This window comes from Actinomadura barringtoniae, from assembly GCF_017573505.1.
Classification (GTDB): Bacteria; Actinomycetota; Actinomycetes; order Streptosporangiales; family Streptosporangiaceae; genus Spirillospora; species Spirillospora barringtoniae.
The window spans coordinates 624,993-640,658 of the sequence record NZ_JAGEOJ010000003.1; the positions used below are offsets into that span (position 1 = coordinate 624,993).

The 15,666-nt window shown below is 71.0% G+C and carries 13 protein-coding genes; 3 read left to right on the plus strand and 10 right to left on the minus strand.

Annotated elements, in window-relative coordinates; genetic code table 11:
• Window positions 1–354: 354 nt before the first annotated feature.
• The 4 genes from J4573_RS09715 to J4573_RS09730 form a co-directional block, all read right to left on the minus strand.
• A complete protein-coding gene (locus J4573_RS09715) occupies window positions 355–2,730 on the minus strand; it encodes an ATP-binding protein (RefSeq protein WP_208254938.1) in 2,376 nt (791 codons plus the stop codon).
• A gap of 124 nt (window positions 2,731–2,854) precedes the next feature.
• Window positions 2,855–3,673, minus strand: a complete 819-nt coding sequence (locus J4573_RS09720) for a class I SAM-dependent methyltransferase (protein ID WP_243772681.1) — start codon at window positions 3,671–3,673, stop codon at window positions 2,855–2,857.
• 207 nt (window positions 3,674–3,880) lie between these two features.
• Entirely contained in the window at window positions 3,881–4,756 is an 876-nt protein-coding gene (locus tag J4573_RS09725; protein ID WP_208254939.1) for a lipoate--protein ligase family protein, read from the minus strand.
• 120 nt (window positions 4,757–4,876) lie between these two features.
• Window positions 4,877–6,838 (minus strand): acyl-CoA dehydrogenase family protein, encoded by a 1,962-nt coding sequence (locus tag J4573_RS09730; RefSeq protein WP_208254940.1) that lies wholly within the window; start codon window positions 6,836–6,838, stop codon window positions 4,877–4,879.
• A 358-nt stretch (window positions 6,839–7,196) separates the two neighbouring features.
• Between J4573_RS09730 and J4573_RS09735 the strand changes: the two genes are divergently transcribed.
• Window positions 7,197–7,919, plus strand: coding sequence for an IclR family transcriptional regulator (locus J4573_RS09735; protein ID WP_307796574.1), 723 nt, complete (start codon window positions 7,197–7,199; stop codon window positions 7,917–7,919).
• An 87-nt stretch (window positions 7,920–8,006) separates the two neighbouring features.
• On the opposite strand, the gene J4573_RS09740 is transcribed toward J4573_RS09735, so the two are convergent.
• The 5 genes from J4573_RS09740 to J4573_RS09760 form a co-directional block, all read right to left on the minus strand.
• Entirely contained in the window at window positions 8,007–8,375 is a 369-nt protein-coding gene (locus J4573_RS09740; RefSeq protein WP_208254942.1) for a MerR family transcriptional regulator, read from the minus strand.
• Window positions 8,376–8,431: 56 nt separating this feature from the next.
• Window positions 8,432–9,226, minus strand: coding sequence for an enoyl-CoA hydratase/isomerase family protein (locus tag J4573_RS09745; protein ID WP_208254943.1), 795 nt, complete (start codon window positions 9,224–9,226; stop codon window positions 8,432–8,434).
• A gap of 68 nt (window positions 9,227–9,294) precedes the next feature.
• Window positions 9,295–10,440: an acetyl-CoA C-acetyltransferase gene (locus J4573_RS09750; protein ID WP_208254944.1), complete on the minus strand. Its 1,146-nt coding sequence runs from the start codon at window positions 10,438–10,440 to the stop codon at window positions 9,295–9,297.
• Between the two features lie 207 nt (window positions 10,441–10,647).
• Window positions 10,648–12,708 carry an MFS transporter gene (locus J4573_RS09755; protein ID WP_208254945.1) on the minus strand — a complete coding sequence of 687 codons (2,061 nt, stop codon included), beginning with the start codon at window positions 12,706–12,708 and terminating at the stop codon, window positions 10,648–10,650.
• Window positions 12,709–12,889: 181 nt separating this feature from the next.
• Window positions 12,890–13,300: a hypothetical protein gene (locus J4573_RS09760; protein ID WP_307796575.1), complete on the minus strand. Its 411-nt coding sequence runs from the start codon at window positions 13,298–13,300 to the stop codon at window positions 12,890–12,892.
• A 112-nt stretch (window positions 13,301–13,412) separates the two neighbouring features.
• Here J4573_RS09760 and J4573_RS09765 point away from each other — a divergent pair, with 112 nt between their 5' ends.
• Window positions 13,413–13,574 carry a hypothetical protein gene (locus tag J4573_RS09765; RefSeq protein ID WP_208254946.1) on the plus strand — a complete coding sequence of 54 codons (162 nt, stop codon included), beginning with the start codon at window positions 13,413–13,415 and terminating at the stop codon, window positions 13,572–13,574.
• Window positions 13,575–13,768: 194 nt separating this feature from the next.
• Window positions 13,769–14,623, plus strand: coding sequence for a class I SAM-dependent methyltransferase (locus J4573_RS09770; RefSeq protein ID WP_307796576.1), 855 nt, complete (start codon window positions 13,769–13,771; stop codon window positions 14,621–14,623).
• 41 nt (window positions 14,624–14,664) lie between these two features.
• Here the strand turns inward: J4573_RS09770 and J4573_RS09775 are convergent, their stop codons facing one another.
• A complete protein-coding gene (locus J4573_RS09775; protein WP_208254947.1) occupies window positions 14,665–15,660 on the minus strand; it encodes a zinc-binding alcohol dehydrogenase family protein in 996 nt (331 codons plus the stop codon).
• Between the last annotated feature and the right edge of the window lie 6 nt (window positions 15,661–15,666).

The window sequence follows — 15,666 nt, forward strand, 5'->3', positions numbered from 1 at the left end:
CGGCGGGGCGTCGCGCCAGAGACGCACCCGCCGGCGACACGACCACAGGGTCCCCTGCGCGGCCCGGCGGGGTGTGTGCGGGGTGCTCGCGGGGTGTACGGGGTGTGTGGATCCGGCGACGGGAGCCTCCCCTCCCGGGCTCCCGTCACCGAATCGTCGGACCACACGGGAACTTCAGTGGTTGACCTTCGGGACCACGGCCCGCGGAAGTGCGCGGTACTTCTCCGCGAGGAGAGGCGGCCCGTGGTCCGTCCAGCCATTCACCAGTCTCCGGCTCCGGGGCCTTGAGGACATCGGGAGACATCCCGATAGGCGTACCTAAATCAACTCGGACGGATACCCATACCCGTGGAGTCAGGCGTCTCGGGCGGGTCGGGAGGCGGGTCCGGAGGCGGGGCGCAGGCGTTCGGCCACCCACGCGGCGATCTGCGTGCGCGAGGCCATCTCCAGCTTGGCGAGGATGTGCTCCAGGTGGGAGTCGACCGTCCGCTTGGCGATGACCAGCCGCTGCGCGATCTCGCGGTTGGACAGCCCCTCGGCCACCAGCGCGGCGATCTCGCGTTCGCGGCGGGTGAGCGGCTCCCACGGGTCGGTGTCGCGCCCGCCGGCGTCGCGCTGGTCGAGCGCGTAGTCCATGGCCTCGTCGATGCTCAGCCGGCGGCCCTCGTCGTAGCAGACCTGCCACGACCGTTCCCCCAGCATCGCCCGGACCTCGCCGACCACCACGTCGCGCAGCGCCAGGTAGGCGGGGCCGAAGAACATCGGCGCGCCGACCGTCGTCCACAGCCGGTCGGCCGCGCCGAACAGCCGGGCGGAACGTTCGTGCGCGCCGTTGAAGCCCGAGCAGCCCGCGGCCAGGTCCAGCGCCATGGCGCCGCCGAGCCGGTCGTTCAGCGCGCGCATCAGGCGCAGCGCCCGCAGCGCCTCGCCGCTCGCCACCGTGTTCTCGCCGCGGAAGCAGTACGCGAGCCCGCGCACCCAGGTCGCGTACGCCAGGCACCACTGGTCGCCCGCGGCCTCGCTGACGACCCGGCACTCCTCGCAGTACTCCAGCGCGCGGTCGACGTCGCCGGTGAGGCAGTGCAGTGCCGCCAGCAGCGGCAGCCGCAGCATCGTCCAGATGTCGCCGCCGGGCATCGGCTCGGCCAGCAGCGGCCGCGCGGCCTCCAGGTCGCCACGGAAGAACGCGACAAGCCCGGCGAGCTCGACGGTGTACGCACGTTCCAGGGACGAACAGTTCGCCAGCTCCGCGGCGTCCTCCTGGAAATGTTCGGCGGCTTCGAGGTCGCCCTGCAGCGCGGCGAGCAGGCCCGCCAGGCACAGCGCGCGCACGCGGCCGGGCTGCGGCTCGCCCTCCGGCCCGGTCTCCGGCGCGGCGGCCAGGGCCTTGCCGAGCCAATGCCTGCCCTCGCCGAGCAGCCCGGACGCGAACCAGAACGTGGCGAGCGCGGCGGCCATCCGCAGCGCGTGCGGCGTCTCGTCCGGCGTGGCGACCGAGAACTCCAGCGCGGCGCGCAGGTTGGCGTGCTCGCGCGACAGCCGGGTCAGCCGCTCGGCCTGGTCGGCGCCGAACGCCTCGGTCTCGGCGTAGACGGCCAGCCCCAGGAACCAGTCGCGGTGGCGCCGCCGCAGCCGCGGGACGTCGTCCAGGCCCGTCAGCAGGTCGCCGCCGTACTCGCGGAGCGTGTCGAGCATCCGGTAGCGGCGGCCGCCCTCCTCGCGCAGCACGATCGACTTCTCGACCAGCCGCGCCAGCGTCTCGTAGACGGCGTCGGACGGCAGCCCGTCGGGCTCGTCGTCACCGCAGACGTACTCGGCCGACGCCAGGTCGAACCCGCCGGGGAAGACCGTGAGCCGCGCCCACAGCAGCTCCTCCTGCGGCGTGCACAGCTCGTGGCTCCACTGAACGGCGGCGCGCAGCGTCTGGTGGCGCGACCCGCCGGCCCTCTGCGCGCGATGCGTACCGAGGAGCCGGAACCGGTCGTCGAGCCGGTCGACCAGCTGCTCCACCGACAGCGCCCGCAGCCGTACGGCCGCCAGCTCGATCGCCAGCGGGATGCCCTCCAGCCGCGTGCACAGCCGGGCGACCGCGGCGAGCTCCGACTCGTTCAGCGTGAACCCGGGGACCACCGCCGCGGCGCGGTCGGCGAACAGCGCGACCGCGTCCGAGGACGCGATGGCCTCGGCGGGCCCGGCCTGGCCGGATCCGGACTGGTCGAGTCCGGCGGGGAGGCTGAGCGGCGGGAGCACCATCGTGTGCTCGCCCAGCACGTCCAGCGGCTCGCGGCTGGTCGCCAGGATGTGCAGCCGCGGCGAGGCGCGCAGCAGCACCTCGGCGAGCATCGCGCACGGGTCGACCAGGTGCTCGCACGTGTCGAGCACCAGCAGCAGATGCCGGTCGGTCAGGTGATCGGCGAGCATGTCGAGCCGGTCGCGCGCCGACTGGTCGGGCACGTGCAGCGCCTCGGCCACCGTGTGCGCCAGCAGCTCCGCGTCGCGCAGCGCCGACAGGTCCACGAACCAGACCCCGTCGGCGTACGACCGCTGCGCGTCGGCCGCCAGCCGCAGCGCCAGGCGGGTCTTGCCGACCCCGCTCGCCCCGGTCAGCGTCACCAGCCGCGACGCCTCGAGCAGCCTGCGAGCCTCGACGAGCTCGCTCCGTCGTCCAACGAATCGGGTCACCTCGGCGGGCAGCCTGCCCGCCGACCGTTCCAATGCAACGCTCGCCACGGCCGCCTCGGGGGTCGTGCCGGTCCACCCGCCCGACCGGCGCTTCGGGGGTTCACGTGCATCGTACCCAGGTGAACACCACCCGAGAGGGCCCGATTACTCTCGGCTCACATCGCTGAAGCCGTTAAGACTGGGGAACGCGGGCGACGCAGAAGACGGTCTGGCCGAACGGGGGCCGGACCAGGCGCTCGATCGCGCGGGTGGTCGGGATGACCGTACGGTCGTAGATCTTGACCAGGCGCGGGTCCGGGTAGCCGGCGCCGCCGCGGCGGACCGCCGCCCACCAGGCGATGCCGCCCAGGAAGTTGATCGGCTTCAGCACCTCGGGGACCAGGCCCGCGTCGCGCACGGACTTGCCCAGCGTGGTCGGCGTGTAGCGGGTCACGTGGCCGACCTTGCGGTCGAAGTCCCCGTACAGCTGCATGTAGCCGGGCACCCAGATGACGATGCGGCCGCCGGGCGCGGTGACCGAGGCGAGGTCGCGCAGCGCCTGGACGTCGTCCTTGATGTGCTCCAGGACGTTCATCATCACGACGGTGTCGACCTTCTGCCGGATGTCGATCTCGGCGGGCAGCTCGAGGTCGAGCACCTCGACGTCGCCGTCGTCGGCGTACCGGTTGCGCAGCTCACCCACGCAGTAGGGGTCGTTGTCGCTCACGGCCAGGTAGTCCAGGCGGCCGGCGAACTGCTCGGAGAAGTGCCCGAGGCCCGAGCCGATCTCCAGCAGCGAACGCCCCACGTGCGGGGCGACCATGTCGTACTCGTACTTGCGGTAGTTGCGCGCCTCGTCGCCGCCCAGGTGGTTCTCCAGGGCGCCCTCACCCGCGGCGGGCTGGACGAGCTCGCCGTCGCCCGCGGTGGGGACGGAAGGCGGCTCGGTCTTGCTGCCGAGGACCTTGAGCAGCGTTCCGGCAATGGAATTCTTCTGACCTGGTGAATGCATACTTCCCGCTCGCTGAGTGCGTGGTCGCCTGTGCGTTCGGCTGGCGTTCGCCGGACCGGCGTTCGAACTGAGAGCGAGCCGGTCTCTGGCGCAAAGGTCGGGTCAGTCTAGTCCACGCCGTCTGCACATTGGTGCCGTCTGACCGATTCACACCGCACTCCCAGGGTCTCCCGTGGTCACACGGCTGAATCGGGCCGTCACTCCAGGCTACCGCCCGGTGAACTCCCGCGAATCCTGCCGGGAGCGGAGACCTCCGGTGAGATGCCAGGTCACATCCCCGTACCGCACTCCGTAGAGGTGATCGCGGAGGCCGCGTTCGGCGGCGCTGGGCCGCCTGGTGCAGGCGATCCCGTACTCCTCGACCACCGCGCAGAGGATCGCCGCGCGTACGGCGTCCAGGGTGACCTCGACCCCCGCCTCGGCCAGGGTGCGCTGCCGCGCGTGGGCGCCGTCCGGCGCCACATAGCCGCCGGCCTCACCCGGTGCCACGTAGCAGGGCCCGTACGCGCAGAGCGGCGTGACGTGCACGGCGGCGTGGGTGAGCGTGACACGCCGGGTCCGCAGCCGCGCCACCTGGATGATCCCGTTCCGGAGCGCGGCGGCCGGGAGGCCGAACCCTTCGACAGCCGTGGCCACGAGCACATCGAGGTCGGGCCGCGCCCCGGAACGGGGGTCTGCGGAGGCGGGGCCGGCGGAGCGGCGCTCCGGGAAGGCAGAGCCGCTGGAACGGTGCTCCGGGAAGGCGGAGCCGGTGGAGCGGACGAGCGTGACGTTGAGGGTGCCGGCCTCGGTGTAGACGGCGCCGCCGCCGGTCGCCCGCCGCACGACGCGGACGCCGTCGCGGGCGCATGCGGTGAGGTCGACGGCCTGGCTGACGTCCTGGAAGCGGCCGAGCACCACGCTCGGGGCGTTCTGCCAGATCCGCAGCACCGGCAGCGGCTCGCCGCCGCGCGCCAGCGCCTCGTCGAGGGCAAGGTTCCAGGCAGGGTCGCGCGTGTCGTCGACGACCACGCTGAGCATCGAGCCTCCGCCGCTCCTCAGGGGCTCGCCGGCCCACTGCTGCATGGCGGTGTGACGAACCACACCGCCGAGACTCAAGAAAGATATCGGTCCGGCGCCCCGTTCGCAGGCAGACGGTTTTCATATGGTGACACTGTGCGATGACCACCAGGTCACGACGGTATGTCGGGAAGGAACGGGTGATCATGGAACGGTGCGGTGCACGTTCTCCTGCGCGCTCGGTCCGGGCTCGGCGGGCGCGATCCACGGACCCGGGATCGACATGTCCAGCACGCCCTCCTCGACCCAGGTGAACTCGCCGCCGAGCACCTGCTTGGCCAGCCGCGAGTCCAGGTCGTCGGTGTTGCGCCAGAGCCCGTCGAACAGCTCCTCGACGCGGATGCGGGCCTGGCGGCAGAACGCGTCGGCGAGCCGCATGGCGGACGGGCCCGGTGCGGTCGCGTCCACGCCCGCGAGCGGCTCCACGCCCTTCTTGGCGTCCTCCAGCGCCCGAACGCAGACGGCGCTCATCGCGTAGAGCTCGGCGCCGATGTCGACCATGCGGCCGAGGAAGCCCTGCTTGTACTCGAGCTTGCCCTGCCAGCGTCCGGCCGCGTAGAAGGTCGAACGGGCGAGCTTGCGGCTGGCGCGCTCGACATAGCGTAGGTGGCGGGCGAGCGGCCCGAACTCGGCGTACGCCCCGGGCCGCTGCCCCGAGCCCGCGACCAGCGTCGGCAGCCAACGCGCGTAGAAGCCGCCCGCCTTCGCCGCAGCCTTGGCCTTCTGCCCGGTGCTGGCGTCCGGGTCGATGATGTCGCCCGCGACCGACAGGTGCGCGTCCACGGCCTCGCGCGCGATCAGCAGGTGCATGATCTCGGTCGAGCCCTCGAAGATCCGGTTGATCCGCAGGTCGCGCAGCACCTGCTCGGCGGGCACGCCGCGTTCGCCGCGCGCCGCCAGGGACTCGGCGGTCTCGTAGCCGCGCCCGCCGCGCAACTGAACCAGCTCGTCGGCGATCTTGCAGGCCATCTCCGAGGCCCACAGCTTGGCCAGCGCGGCCTCGATCCGGATGTCGTTGCGCTCGTCGTCGGCCAGGCTGCTGGACAGGTCGAGCATGGCCTCCAGCCCGTACGCGGTCGCCGCGATGAACGCGATCTTCTTGGAGATCGCCTCGTGCTCGCCGACCGGGCGGCCCCACTGAACGCGTTCCTTGGACCACTCGCGGGCGATCTTGGTGGACCACTTGCCGGCGGCGGCGCACATCGCGGGCAGCGACAGGCGGCCGGTGTTCAGCGTGGTGAGTGCGATCTTGAGGCCCGCGCCCTCCTTGCCGATCAGGTTGGCGGCCGGGACCCGCACGTCGTGGAAGCGGGTGACGCCGTTCTCGATGCCGCGCAGGCCCATGAACGCGTTGCGGTTCTCGACCGTGATCCCGGGCGAGGCCGCCTCGACGACGAACGCCGAGATGCCGCCGCGATGGGTGTCGGACTTCGGAACGCGGGCCATGACCACGACCAGATCGGCGACGACGCCGTTGGTCGTCCACAGCTTGACGCCGTTCAGCACGTACTCGCCGCCGTCCTCGGAGGGCACCGCGGTCGTGCGCAGGCGGGCCGGGTCCGAGCCGACGTCGGGCTCGGTGAGCAGGAACGCGCTGATCTCGTTCGCGCAGCGCGGCAGCCAGGCGTCCTTTTGCTCGTCGGTGCCGAACAGCTTGATGGGCTGCGGAACGCCGATGGATTGGTGCGCCGAGACGAGCGCGCCGAGGGCCGGGCTGACCGATCCGATGATCATCAAGGCCCGGCAGTAATGGAGCTGTCCGAGCCCGAGGCCGCCGTACCGTTCCGGAATCTTCATGCCGAGCGCGCCGAGCTCGCGCAGCCCTTTGATGACCTCGTCGGGAATGCGCGACTCGCGTTCGATGACGAACGGATCGATCTTGGTTGCGCAGAACTCGCGGAGCCGCGCGAGGAATTCCTCGCCCTTGTCACGGGTCGCGGCGTCGGGGCGCGGATGGGGGTGGATGAGGTCCAGCCGGAAGTCACCCAGGAACAACTGCTTGCCGAAGCTCGGGAGCCGCCACTCGGCCTCCCGGGCCTCCTCGGCGACCTTCCGTGCGGTGCGCTCGTCGACGCGTCCCGTGTCGGGGCGGTTCTGCTGGGTCATGCCGGCTCCTCACATGACGGCTTCGGAGGTTCCTCACTTGCGAAGTTACTCTTCAGTCTTACCCCTGAGTAGCCCCGAGAACAGTCCCCTCGTGAGCCCGCCGGGACGCGCCTTCACCAATGCGATTCAGGCGAACGGAAGTGTCCATTGGGAGCCGACTCGTCGCACCCTGTAAAGGCCCTCGAAAGGACCGTTCCATACCCCCCGCATTACCTGGGCCACTCCCGGAAACCGGCCACCGAGTGGCACACGAAGTGATCCAATGGACCCAGTATCACCAAAGGCCTTGACCCAACGAGGCCAGAGGGGTTCGCTGTGCGTAATGGATGAGACACGGAGGCCCACTCTCATCGCCTCGGTGCAACGCGCGTTGCATCTCATGGAGGCGGTGGCGTCGCATCCCAATGGAGCGCCCGCGAAACAGCTGGCCCGCGAGGCGCGGCTCCCCCTCGCCACCACTTACCACCTGCTGCGAACGCTCGCCCACGAGGGTTACGCGACCCGCCTGTCGGACGGCGTCTGGGTCCTTGGCGACCGCGTCCAGTCACTGCACGGCCAGAGCAAGACCCAGCAGCTCCTCGCCCGCGTCCGCCCCACGCTGATCGCGCTCCGCGACGAACTCGGCGTCGCCTCCTACTTCGGCATGCACGAGGACGACGAGATCCGCATCGTCGACATCGCCGACGGCCCCCGTACCCCCCGCGTCGACCTCTGGGTCGGCTTCGACGAGGCCGCGCACGCCACCGCGATCGGCAAGTGCATGCTCCGCCAGCTCGACCAGGACAGCCAGCGCGACTACCTCGCCCGCCACCCCCTGGTCGACCTGACCCCCCACACGATCACCGACCCGCAGGCCCTCATGCGCGCCCTCGCCGACCCGAACGGCCTCTCCCTCGACCACGAGGAGTACGCCATCGGCACCAGCTGCGCCGCCGTCCCCGTCACCGACGCCACCGGCTCGGTGGTGGGCGCGCTCGCCATCTCCTGCCGTTCCAGCAAGCTCCCCAAGATCGAGGCGTCCGTCCACCGCATGCAGGCCACCGCCGCCCGCATCCAGCGCACCCTCACCCTCACCACCTGAGGCCAACGCCACCCGATCTCGCCTTGGGAACGTTTCCAAAGACGACGTGACGCGTTTGGAAACGTTCCCAACCTCAGCGGCGCGGGGTCACATGGGAGGCACGGAGGCGCGGCGACTGCGCACCCGGGACTCCAGTTCGCGGATGCGCCGGCGCCCGGTCTCGACCTGCCCTTCCAGGGCCTTGACCTGCTGCTCCAGCTCCAGAACGCGCCGGATCGCGGCCAGGGTCATGCCCTCGCGAGTCAGCCCCACCACGTACTGCACGCGCCCGACCTCCACGCGCGAGTAGCGGCGCTGCCCGCCGTCGGTGCGGCGCGGGCGGACGACGTCGAACTCGTCCAGCCGCCGCAGGAACGCCTGCTGGAGCTCCAGCATCGAGGCGACCTGGCCGACCGAGTACAGCGGCGCGTACTCGTCGTCGAAGGGCAGCACGGAGCTAGGTGTGACCACGGCCATGGTCGATCAGCCAACCATGAGCGGCGCCGCAGGTCAGGGAGGCGTGCCGCGACCGATCATCGACCGGTGAAGTCGGGCTTGCGGCCTTCGAGGAAGGCGGTGATGCCTTCCTTGGCGTCTTCGGTGCCGGCCAGTTCCACTAGGCCTCCTAGGAGGTAGGCGACCTGGTCTTCCAGGGAACGGCCTTCGATGGCGAAGAAGGCGTCGCGGCCGATGCGGAGGCCGATGGGGCTCTTGGCGGCGATGGTGGAGGCCAGTTCGGTGACGCGGGCGTCCAGGTCGGCTCGGGGGACGACCTCGGTGACCAGGCCGATCTGGTGGGCTTCGGCGGCGGTGACCCGGCCGCCGGTGTAGTAGAGCTTGAAGGCCTGCTTGGGGGCCACGTTGCGGTTGATGATGGCCATGATCATCATGGGCCACAGGCCGACGTTGACCTCGGGGGTTCCCAGCTTGACGTCGTCGGCGGCGATCACCAGGTCGCAGGCGGCGGCGAGGCCCAGGCCGCCGGCCACGGCATGGCCGTTGAGGCGGGCGATCACCGGCTTGCCGATGCCGGGGAACGCGGTGAAGAGGCGGTACGGGGCGCTCTCGCGGATGTCCGCGGGGTCGGCCACGGGGCGGCCGTCCTCTTGTTTGGCGCCCAGGCCGCCCAGGTCGGCACCGGCGCAGAAGGCCCGGTCACCGGAGCCGGTCAGGACGATCACGCGGACGTCGTCGTCCAGCCGAGCCGTCTCGAACGCGTCGAGGAGCTCGTCGATCATCTGGTCGCTGAGGGCGTTGCGCGCCTCGGGGCGGTTGAGCGTGATCGTGGCGACCCGGTCCGCCACCTCGTAGATGATCGCCTCGTACATGCGCCCTCCTCGGACGGACGAACGGGCGGGGGCCCGCAGGTCCCCGCCCGTTCTCAGAAAAGCTCGGATCAGATGCGCTCGATGATCGTCGCGTTGGCCTGGCCGCCACCCTCGCACATGGTCTGGAGGCCGTAGCGGCCGCCCGTGCGCTCCAGCTCGTGCAGCAGCTTGGTCATCAGGATGCCGCCGGTCGCGCCGAGCGGGTGGCCGAGGGCGATCGCGCCGCCGTTCGGGTTGGTCTTCTCCAGCGAGGCGCCGGTGTCGGCGGCCCACGCCATCGGGACCGGGGCGAACGCCTCGTTGACCTCGAAGACGTCGATGTCGTCGATCTTCAGTCCGCTGCGCTGCAGCGCCTTCTCGGTCGCCGGGATCGGGCCGGTCAGCATGTAGACCGGGTCCGAGCCGCAGACCGAGAGGGTGTGGATGCGGGCGCGCGGGGTCAGGTTGTGCTGCTTCACGGCCTCCTCGGAGGCGATCAGCAGCGCGGAGGCGCCGACGGAGATCTGCGAGGCGACGGCGGCGGTGATGTCCCAGCCCTCGCGCAGCGGCTTCAGGCCCGCCATCTTCTCCATGGTGGTGTCGGGGCGGGCGCCCTCGTCCTTGGACAGCCCGGCGATCGGGGCGATCTCACGGTCGAAGTAGCCGGCCTCGATGGCCTTGGCGGCGCGCTGGTGGCTCTCCAGGGCGAAGCGCTCCAGGTCCTCGCGGCTGAAGCCCCACTTCTCGGCCATCAGCTGCGCGCCGCGGAACTGCGAGATCTCCTGCATGCCGTAACGCTCGGCCCAGCCCTCGCCGTACGGGAAGGGCATGCCCTTCTCCAGCGCCATGGCGACCGAGGAGCCCATCGGCACGACGGCCATCTGCTCGATGCCGGACGCGACGACCAGGTCCTGGGTGCCCGACAGCACGCCCTGCGCGGCGAAGTGGATCGCCTGCTGGGAGGAGCCGCACTGGCGGTCGATCGTCACACCGGGCACGGTCTCGGGCAGCCCGGCGGAGAGCCAGGCGGTACGCGCGATGTCCAGCGACTGCGGTCCGACCTGCATGACGCAGCCGGTGATCACGTCTTCGACGGCCGACGGGTCCACTCCGGTGCGGTTCACGAGCTCCTTGAGCACGTGCGCACCGAGGTCGGCGGGATGAACGTCCTTCAGGGCACCCTTCTTGGTGCCGACGGGGGTACGGACCGCGCCGACGATGTACGCCTCGGCCACTGCGCCTCCAAAGTGTGGGGTTGGGGTTCCGTCCCGAAACCGAGTGAGATTCGGTTAGTCAGTATGAGATTACATCCCATCGGACGCAACGCCATGTGACCTGCCTCTCGATCGGCTCCCGTCACACCGTAGACGCAGCTCAGCAGGGGTGCCTGCCAGGCTCGGCGAGGGTGCCCGCCAGTCCCGGCCAAGTGCCGGGCGAGAGGCTCAGCCGGTCTCGGACCGGCCCGCCCCGGCGGCCTCGACCTCGGCGTGGACCTCCTTGGCGTCGGCGTCGTCACCGAGCGTCTCCCGGGACAGCTGATCGAGCAACTCCGACAGCTCCGGATGCTCCTCGGGAGACCAGCCCTCCAGGTGCTTGGCCAGGCCCTGCTTTCGGGCCGCGACCAAACGGTCCGCGACGGTACGCCCGGAATCGGTGATCACCAGGTCGCCGTCATGCCGTTCGACGAAGCCCGCGTTGACCAGCCGGTCGACGTACGGCCGGCCGTGCTCGATCGGCACACCCGCCCGTTCGGCGAGCTCGGCGCCCGGCACCGTCTCGTCCCTGGCGATCCGGCAGAGCGCCCACATGCTGCCCGCGGGCAGGTTGACCCCGGCGGCGGCGCCGATCCGCTCGTACACCTCCATCGCGCCGGCGTCCTTGCGCATCAGCTCGCTCAGCGCGCGCTCGATCTCGTGCCGGGACGAACGGACCGTCGGCGCGCCGCCGAAGCCCTCCCCGTAGTCGCGGGTCTGGGAGGTGGCGCGCAGCGGCACCTCCTTCAGGAACCAGGTCAGCACGATCGCGATGGCCGCGACCGGGACCGCCAGCAGGAACACCGTGTCGATCGACTGCGCGTACGCGTGCAGCACCTCGGTCTTGGTCTGAACGGGGAACTTGTCGAGCAGCTTCGGGTTGCCCTGCACCGCCTCAGGGTTGAAGCCCGGCGGCAGCTCGCCCTTCTTGGCGATGTCGGTCATGTGGTCGGCGAGCCGGTTGGCGAAGACCGACCCGAACACCGCCACACCGAACGAGCCGCCGATCTGCCGGAAGAAGGTGACGCCGGAGGTGGCCGCGCCCAGGTCCTCGTAGGACACGGCGTTCTGCACGGCGATGACCAGCACCTGCATCACCAGGCCCAGCCCGAAGCCGAGCAGGGCGAAGCGCAGGCTCATCGACAGGGTCGAGGACGTCTCGTCCATCTTCGACAGCAGGAACAGCGCGACCGCGATGATCGGCGTGCCCACGATCGGATAGATCTTGTAGCGGCCGGTGGCGCTGATCAGCTGCCCGGACCCGATCGAGCTGATCAGCATGCCGACCATCATCGGCAGCAGGTAGACGCCCGACAGCGTGGGCGAGACGCCGTGCACGACCTGCAGGAAGATCGGCAGGAACGTCAGCGCGCCGAACATCGCGAAGCCGACCACGAAGCTGATGGACGAGCCGAGGTTGAACACCGGCGCGCGGAACAGCCGCGGTGGCATGACCGGCTCGGCGGCGCGCTGCTCGACGAAGATCCAGAGCACGATCAGGATGACGGAGCCGACGCCGAGCCCGATGATCTGCGGCGACAGCCAGTCGTACTGCGTGCCGCCCCAGGTGGTCATCAGCACCAGGCCGGTCGCCCACCCGACGATGAGCAGCGTACCCAGGTAGTCGATCTTGTGCTGGTGGCGTTCGGACGTGGCGTGCAGCACCGCCGCGATCACGATCAGCGCGAGGATGCCGATCGGGATGTTGATGTAGAAGACCCAGCGCCACGACAGGTTGTCGACGAACCAGCCGCCGAGCAGGGGCCCGCAGACGCTCGCGACGCCGAAGACGGCGCCGAACATGCCCTGGTAGCGGCCGCGCTCACGGGGCGGAACGACGTCGCCGACGATCGCGACGACCAGCACCATCAGCCCGCCGCCGCCGAGGCCCTGCACGGCGCGGAACGCGATGAGCTCGCTCATGCCCTGCGCGATGCCGCACAGCGCCGACCCGATCAGGAAGATGACGATCGAGGCCTGGAACAGCCGCTTGCGGCCGTACTGGTCGCCGAGCTTGCCCCACAGCGGTGTCGAGGCGGTCGAGGACAGCAGGTACGCGGTGACCACCCACGACAGGTGGTTCAGCCCGCCGAGGTCGCTGACGATCGTGGGCAGCGCGGTGGACACGATCGTCTGGTCCAGCGCGGCGAGCAGCATGGCGAGCATGAGCGCGCCGAGGATCACCGCCAGGTCCCTGCCCTTGGGCATGTCCTCGTGCGGTCGCTCAGCCGTCGTTGCCTCTGCCGTCATAGCCGCCCCCCGCGACACGTGACTTATCGGGAGAGGCCTACCCACCCAGGAGGCGAAGATCACACCCCATCCGCACCCGGTCCCCAAACCCGCCGATCTTGCTCTCAGCGCCCTCCGTTCCGGCGTGTCGGGGCGCTGAGAGCAAGATCGGCGAATGGGTGGGCCAGCGGGGCTAGCGGGGCTAGCGGGCTAGGAGGTCTTTGGTGACTTTGGCGGAGCCGACCGCCGCGGTGCCGCCCGCGACGGCGACCGCGCTCGCGGTGACCCACAGCGGCAGCCGTCCGCGCGACTGCAGCCCGTTCACCGTGTCGAGGGCGTCGACGACCAGGCCGAGCCGCGCCCAGATCTTGCGGCCCGAGCCCTTGCTGAGCAGGTAGCCGGCGCCGAGCGCGATCTCACGGGCGGCGAACATCCGGGTGACGTAGTCGCGGCCGCCGTCGGAGCCGCTGCCCATCCCCATGAGCTTGACGGTGAGGCCGGGCGCCGCGAACGCCACCGCGCCGAAGGCGACCCGCGTGCGGGCCACGTTCAGCATCAGGCCGTCGATGACGTCGCCGGCGGCGGGCTTCTGGTCTTCCTTCTCATCTGCCACGCACGTGAGGCTATCCCCGTGCCGAACCGGGTTCGACTACCGGGGTAATGCATTTCTTACCCGTCTATGGTTCAAGGGAGAGGCTTCCGTCCCCCCGACCGAAGGTGGCCCCATGGAAGGGATCATCGCGCTCGTCGTGATGGCGCTGCTGTGCGCGTTCGTGGTGCGCTGGCTCGGAACGCGGCTCCGGCTCGGCAACCCGACCCGCATGGCCGTCATCATCGTGTTCGTCCTGGTCGTGCTCACGCTGTACGGCGAGCACCTCAAGAAGTAGGGGTTTCGCCGGATTTTCTCGCCCCGTGAGGCGAACTTCCTGGCCCCCGGGAGAGTCATACCTGACGAATCGGCTTCCAACCCCGCTCGAGTCGGCTTCTGTAATCAGCAGTCAAGTGTCGGCGACGCCTCGCGACCGCCAGCGCGAGCGGCAGCACGCAGGCGGAGCCGACCTGAGCCGAGGGAGAACTAGCAGTGCCGCACCCCGCGACTGAGATGGAAGCGCCCGGCGGCACGGTCACCCCGCACGTACGTCGCCTGCTCGACTTCGCCGAGCCCTCGCCTGAGGACGTCTGCCTCGACGTGGCGCGCGGGTCGGGGCCGATGCCCGCCGCCCTGAGCCCGCAGGTGCGCCAGGTCACCGCCGTCGACGCGGCGCCGGGCCCGCCCGCCCGGCTGGACGAGCGCGGCCGCGCGACGACCGTGGAGTTCGGCACCGGCCCGGTCCGGATCGCCGACGACCCGGCCGCCGGGAGCCTGCACCGCGCCGCGGTCCGCCGCGGCAACCCCGACGCCGTGCCCGCCGCCGCGGCGACGCAGCGCGGCCACGCGCCGGACTCGATCAGGGTCCGCGCCGAGGCGACGGCGCTGCCCTACCAGGACGACACGTTCAGCCTGGTCACCACCCGCTTCTCGCTCTACAGCCTGGGCGACCCCGGGCGCGTGCTGCGCGAGCTCCTCCGGGTCTGCAAGCCGGGCGGACGGCTGATCATCGCGGACGTGGTACGTACCAACCTGGCCGGTTCGGACCGCGACTGGATCGAACGGCTCCGCGACCCGGCCCACCCGGGGATCTTCTCGATCGCCGGGCTGACCGAGCTCATCACCAGCTCGGGCGCGAACGTGCGCCGCCTGGACGTCTTCACGGTGGAACGCCCGGTCGAGCCGTGGCTGGCGGGAGCGGTCTCCCTCAGCGCCGCCGCGCAGATCCGGCAGGCGCTCACCGACGAGGTCGACGGCGGCCCGAAGACCGGCGCCAAACCCCGCATCATCGGCGGCGAGCTGTGGTTCACCCAGAACTGGGCCCACGTCGCCGCAGAGCCGATCTAGGCCCGCCCACAGACCGGGCCCAGAGACCGCCCACAGCCCGTTTACGGCACCAGCACCGCCGCGCCGGTGAAGCGATCCGCCTTCAGGTCGGCGAGCGCCCGGTCCGCCTCGTCCAGCCCGTAGTCGTGCGTGGTGACGGCGATGCCCAGCCGCGCCGCCAGCGCCAGGAACTCCTCGCCGTCCGCCCGCGTGTTCGCGGTGACCGACCGCACCTGCCGCTCCTGGAACAGGTGCCGCTGGTAGTTCAGCTCCGGTACGCCGCTGAGGTAGATCCCGGCGATCGCCAGCGTCCCGCCCCGGTCGAGCCGTTCCAGAGCCACCGGCACCAGGCCGCCCACGGGCGCGAACATGATGGCCGAGTCGAGCAGTTCCGGCCCCTCGTCCGCCGAGTCGCCCGCCCACACCGCGCCCAGCGACAGCGCGAGCTCCCGAGCCGCCGCCGAACGGGTGAAGACCGACACCTCCGCGCCCTCGGCGATCGCGATCTGCGCCGCCAGATGGGCCGAGCCGCCGAACCCCCAGATCCCGAGCCGCCCGCCCGGCGGCAGTTCCGCGCGCCGCAGCGACCGGTAGCCGATGATCCCCGCGCACAGCAGCGGCGCCGCCCGCACGTCGTCGATCGCCTCCGGCAGCGCGTAGGCGTAGGCGTCCACGGCCACCGCGTACTCGGCGTACCCGCCGTTAGCGTCCCAGCCGGTGTAGAGCGAGTCGGGGCACAGGTTCTCGTTCCCGCGACGGCAGAACGTGCAGGACCCGTCCGTCCACCGCAGCCACGCCATCCCGACCCGCTGCCCCACCGCGAACCGGCATCCGTCCCCGGCCGCCACGACCTCGCCGACGACCTCGTGCCCCGGCGTCACGCCCGCCAGATGAACGGGCAGATCGCCCTCGGTCACATGAAGGTCCGTACGGCACACCCCGCACGCCAGCACCCGCAGAAGCAGCTCCCCGGCCCCAGGCTCCGGAACGTCCCGCTCGACCAGCTGCAGCGGGCCGCTCTCGACCGGCCCCGGCTTCTCCACACTCCAAGCCCTCATCCCACG

Coding starts and splice junctions, on each gene's coding strand:
- J4573_RS09720 (WP_243772681.1), bottom strand. CDS start 3,673: ATGCATTCACCAGGTCAGAAGAATTCCATTGCCGGAACGCTGCTCAAG.
- J4573_RS09755 (WP_208254945.1), bottom strand. CDS start 12,708: ATGACGGCAGAGGCAACGACGGCTGAGCGACCGCACGAGGACATGCCC.
- J4573_RS09740 (WP_208254942.1), bottom strand. CDS start 8,375: ATGGCCGTGGTCACACCTAGCTCCGTGCTGCCCTTCGACGACGAGTAC.
- J4573_RS09775 (WP_208254947.1), bottom strand. CDS start 15,660: ATGAGGGCTTGGAGTGTGGAGAAGCCGGGGCCGGTCGAGAGCGGCCCG.
- J4573_RS09730 (WP_208254940.1), bottom strand. CDS start 6,838: ATGACCCAGCAGAACCGCCCCGACACGGGACGCGTCGACGAGCGCACC.
- J4573_RS09765 (WP_208254946.1), top strand. CDS start 13,413: ATGGAAGGGATCATCGCGCTCGTCGTGATGGCGCTGCTGTGCGCGTTC.
- J4573_RS09745 (WP_208254943.1), bottom strand. CDS start 9,226: ATGTACGAGGCGATCATCTACGAGGTGGCGGACCGGGTCGCCACGATC.